This is a genomic window from Thermosynechococcus sp. OHK43 (assembly GCF_014466085.1).
In the GTDB taxonomy this organism is placed as follows: Bacteria; Cyanobacteriota; Cyanobacteriia; order Thermosynechococcales; family Thermosynechococcaceae; genus Thermosynechococcus.
In genome coordinates this window covers 1-4,538 of the sequence record NZ_JACOMP010000075.1, presented here as the reverse complement: position 1 = coordinate 4,538, position 4,538 = coordinate 1, and the positions used below count along the sequence as shown (strand labels likewise).

Sequence of the window (4,538 nt, the reverse complement as noted above, 5' to 3'; positions counted from 1 at the left end):
GCCAAATCAGTGAGGCATCCCCAGGATAGTGGCGATCGCCCCCAGATGTCTTAATGATCAGCCCCCCCGCTGCCGCGGCTGAAAAGGCAATCTCCCGAATGGGTTGCCACTCCTTACCCACCAAAAGTTGCAATTGCGACGGCTCTTGCGCAGCAGCAGCCGACTTCAGCAGCAGCCACCAGGTCTTCCAGAGTTGCCGTGCCGTTCCTAAACGCACCTCGCCCCCCTGGGGAATCGGTACCTGCTCGTACCGCCATGCCGGCAGCGGTTCACTGACGTATTGGGTGGGCAAAAATGAATGGGCTTGGAGTACACTGGCCACTAAATCTGCAAAGGGTGCCTCGGTAAAAAGGGTTACTTTTTCATCGGCCACACTGGCTCCCTCCACCACCGCAACGACCGTGTCAGTGACAGTGCGCAGTTGATAACTGTGATTGCCCAAATCCACCACCTTCAAATCGGCACTTTGATAGGTACTGGGCAAGGGGTGCTGTTGCAGGATCAGCATTTGAATCACCTGCTCATTTGTCCACTCAATGAGAGTAGTTTCGTTAGCAACCGCCATTGGCTGGGGAGTGGTGGTTGGGGGTGGCAACGGTATCTCTTGAATGTCTCCATCCTCCAAAACCACTTCGCCGTTGGGTAGGATGGTGCCTGCGAGCTTGGCCTCCTCCAGGTCTTGGCGGCGGGCGATCGCCCCAGTCAAATCCGCCTCCGATAAATCTGCACCCACCACATTCGTATCCTTGAGATTACTGTCGTGGAGAACTGCCCCCTTGAGGATGGCACCGCTGAGGACTGCTCGCTGCAAATTGGCTCGGGAGAGGTAGGCTCCCACCAAAACAGCACCACTTAGGATTGCGTCCTGCAAGTTTGCATCGGTGAGGTTAGCCCCACTGAGATCTGCACCAATCAGGTTAGCTCCCCGCAGATTGGCATTGGCCAGGTTAGCCTTGATCAAATCCGCCCCACTCCAATTAATGCCCTGCAGATTGGCTCCCGCCAGATCAACATGGCTGAGTTGTACTAAAGGAAACACACTGCCTGCCAAATTAACACCACGGAAATTCCGCACTCCACGGGCAAATTCACTTAACAAGGTTTCAAGGGTCATGGCTTTGCTCATAGCCGCTCACAATCAGGGCACAACAGCGTCACTCAGGCACACTGCTTATAGCTATTCTAGGTCTTGATTCGAATCCACAGGAGCCAATCACCAATGCCATGGTTTGTCAAAATTGAGCGCGGCATTGTGGACAAAGCAACCTTTGATCGCTATGTTCCTGCCCATCGGGCCTATGTACGCTCCCTCATTGCCGCCGGCCATCAAGCCCGCACGGGATACTGGGCTGAGCGAGGGGGTGGCATGCTGTTGTTTCAGGCCGATTCCCGCAAGGCGGCTGAGGAAATTGTTGCCCGTGATCCCCTCGTCCAACACCAGTGCGTCCACTACGAACTCCATGAGTGGTGTATTGTCGAAGCCCCCGACTAGCCTTGGCGCAGTTTTTCTGCCCAGACACGGGTGGGTAGCCCCCACACATAGATAAAGCCCTCAGCTGCCCTGTGGTCGAATTGATCCTCCCTGCCATAGGTGGCCAAATCAGGCGTATAAAGGGAGTAGGGAGATTGCCGCCCCACCACCCGTGCAGTCCCCTTAAAGAGCTTGACGCGCACGGTACCTGTGACCCGCTGCTGAGTCTGTTGAATAAAGGCATCGAGGGCTTCCTTGAGGGGGCTGTACCAGAGGCCGTTATAGACCAAGCGGCTGTAGGTTTCCTCAATGCCCCGCTTATACTGCGTCACATCAGCAGTCAGAGTCAAACTTTCCAAATCGCGGTGGGCGTCAATGAGCACCAGTAGACCAGGGGCTTCGTAAATTTCACGGGATTTAATGCCAACCAGGCGATTTTCAATCATGTCAATGCGGCCAAAGCCGTGGCGACCCACTCGCTCATTGAGTTCACTGACCAATGTCACAGGATCAAGGGGGCGACCATCGAGGCTGGTAGGAACCCCTGCTTCAAAGCCAATATCCACATACTCCGGGGAGTTGGGGGTGTGTTCAATGGCTTGGGTCATCAAATAGACCTCCTCAAGGGGTTCAATCCACGGATCCTCAAGGGGGCCAGCTTCAATACTGCGTCCCAAAAGATTGCGGTCAATGCTGTAGGGGGAAGATTTCTTGACAGGCGCAGGAATGCCAAAGCGTTCGCCGTAGGCAATGGTTTCTTCACGGCTCATGCCCCATTCACGCGCGGGTGCCAAGACCTTGAGATGGGGATTGAGGGCAGCGATCGCCACATCAAAGCGGACTTGATCATTCCCTTTCCCAGTACAGCCGTGGGCAACAGCGTCAGCACCGTATTGGGTAGCCGCCTCCACCAAGAGCTTGGCAATCAAGGGGCGAGCAAGGGCCGTCGAGAGGGGATAGCGATTTTCGTAGAGGGCGTTGGCTTGAATGGCTGGAAAAGCATAGTTGCGGATGAACTCAGCTTTGGCATCAGCCACTAACGAGGCGCTGGCACCTGCATCAAGGGCCTTTTGGCGAATGGGCTCCAGTTCATCCCCCTGTCCTAAATCCACTGCGAGGGTAATAACTTCCTTCACTCCCCACTCGTGCTTGAGATAGGGAATACATACGGAGGTATCCACCCCCCCCGAATAGGCCAAAATGACTTTTTCTGCACGCCCCATGAGTCTTTCCTGACTTGTCTGAAACAAACGCGATCGCTACTATAGCGGATCTGTTTGCCCGAAAAGTCATTAGTCCCCCTGTTGAGTTGGTTGAGCCTCAGGGTGAGGGCTGTTTCACTTCGTTTGCTAGGGGCAGGCCTTGCTCAAAACAGGTCAAATTTTCAATCGTGGTACGGGCAATATCCGTGAGAGCATTGCGGGTAAAGAAGGCCTGGTGGGCAGTAATCACCACATTGGGGAAGGATTGCAGGAGTTGGAAGGTGTCGTCCTGGATGATGGTGTCCGAGAGGTCTTGGAAAAAGAGGGAGTCTTCCTCTTCATAGACATCAATGCCCAGATAACCAATTTGGCCGCTTTTAATGCCCTCAATGACGGCTTTGGTGTCCACCAGTTTGCCGCGACTGGTATTGATTAGCATGACGCCCCGCTTCATTTGGGCGATCGTGGTGGCGTTGATCAGGTGTTCATTTTCGGGAAGCAGGGGGCAATGGAGGGTAATAATGTCGGATGCCGCCAGCAATGTTTCTAAGGTTGTGTAGGTACCAATCTCCCTAAAAGCTTCACTAGGGTAGGGATCGTAACCGTAAAGGTGGCAGCCAAAACCATGCAAAATCTGAGCAACAACTCGGCCAATTTTACCCGTGCCAATGATGCCAACGGTACAACCATGGAGGTCAAAGCCCATCAGTCCCTCTAGGGAAAAGTTATCATCGCGCACCCGGTTGTAGGCACGGTGGAGTTTGCGGTTGAGCATCAGGATCAGCCCCACCGTATGCTCTGCCACCGAATAGGGGGAATAAGTACTCACGCGGGTAACCGTTATGCCCACGTTGGCCGCCGTAGCTAAATCCACATTGTTAAAGCCCGTACAGCGCAGGGTGACTAGACGCACCCCCAACTGTGCGAGTCGCTCTAGGGTCTGTGCCCCAAGATCGTCATTGACAAAGGCACAGATTGCATTGTGCCCCTCAGCCAGGGACACTGTTTGAGGCCGCAGCAGCAAATCGTAATAGGTTAGAACATGGGGATGGCCTTGAGCCGCATTGGCAGCATCCAAAAACTGGCGATCGTAGGATTTCGCACTAAAAACCGCAACCTTCATGGGGGATCTCCTCGGGTAAGCAACAGGACAGCCCTTTCCAGAGGGGGTAAACACAGCCAATACCCATAATTAGGAAACCATGTCCCGTGTTGTGTTTGTAACGCCCCATCTTGGCAAAGAGCTGTAGCTAGCCTAGCGAGTCTCAGTTTAAGGTTCTGTTAAGTTGCGGCAAAGACTGCCTTAGTGCAGATGCTAAGGCAACACCTGAAGAGATACTCACAGAAACGCCTCAGGACGGGTGAAAAAACTGCCGAATGGTTGCCGCAATATACTCAATGGTGGCATCGCTTAATTCAGGCCAAATGGGCAAGCTAAGAACCTCGCTAGCAAGGCGATCGCTCACAGGATTGGGAGGAGATTGCCCCTTGTACATCGGAAAGTGATCTTGGGGAATGGGGTAGTAAATCATTGAACTAATGCCAGCCTCCTTTAGGTAAGCCACAAGCGCATCCCGCTGGCCATTCAGCACCCGAATCGTATATTGATGAAACACATGCCCCGCAGACACGGCTGGGGTCACTACTGCCTCAAGACCAGCCAAGGCTTGGTTATAGGTTTGGGCGACTCGCCGTCGCTGTTGATTCCAGCGATCGATATGGGGCAGCTTCACCCGTAGAATTGCTGCCTGGAGGCTATCCAAGCGGGAATTGTAGCCAATTATTTCGTGGTGGTAGCGTTGACGGGCGCCGTGAACCCGCAGCATGCGCGATCGCTCTGCTAAATCCTCATCATTGGTAGTAAT

The 4,538-nt window shown here is 53.8% G+C and carries 5 protein-coding genes; 1 reads left to right on the top strand and 4 read right to left on the bottom strand.

The genetic code is table 11. From position 1 onward, the window contains the following. Nucleotides 1-1,126, bottom strand: a 1,126-nt coding sequence (locus H8Q75_RS03230) for a pentapeptide repeat-containing protein (protein WP_297040458.1), incomplete at its 3' end; no start/stop codon positions are given. A gap of 93 nt (nucleotides 1,127-1,219) precedes the next feature. Between H8Q75_RS03230 and H8Q75_RS03225 the strand changes: the two genes are divergently transcribed. Beyond that, on the top strand, nucleotides 1,220-1,492 hold the full coding sequence (locus H8Q75_RS03225) for a YciI family protein (RefSeq protein ID WP_024125639.1): 273 nt from the start codon (nucleotides 1,220-1,222) through the stop codon (nucleotides 1,490-1,492). Here H8Q75_RS03225 and H8Q75_RS03220 read toward each other — a convergent pair. The 3 genes from H8Q75_RS03220 to H8Q75_RS03210 form a co-directional block, all read right to left on the bottom strand. Next, nucleotides 1,489-2,694 (bottom strand): argininosuccinate synthase, encoded by a 1,206-nt coding sequence (locus H8Q75_RS03220; RefSeq protein WP_297040455.1) that lies wholly within the window; start codon nucleotides 2,692-2,694, stop codon nucleotides 1,489-1,491. The genes H8Q75_RS03225 and H8Q75_RS03220 overlap by 4 nt on opposite strands. A 97-nt stretch (nucleotides 2,695-2,791) precedes the next feature. After that, on the bottom strand, nucleotides 2,792-3,796 hold the full coding sequence (locus H8Q75_RS03215; RefSeq protein WP_297040450.1) for a 2-hydroxyacid dehydrogenase: 1,005 nt from the start codon (nucleotides 3,794-3,796) through the stop codon (nucleotides 2,792-2,794). 229 nt (nucleotides 3,797-4,025) lie between these two features. Continuing rightward, a partial coding sequence (locus tag H8Q75_RS03210; protein ID WP_297040448.1) for a DegT/DnrJ/EryC1/StrS family aminotransferase occupies nucleotides 4,026-4,538 on the bottom strand: 513 nt, incomplete at its 5' end.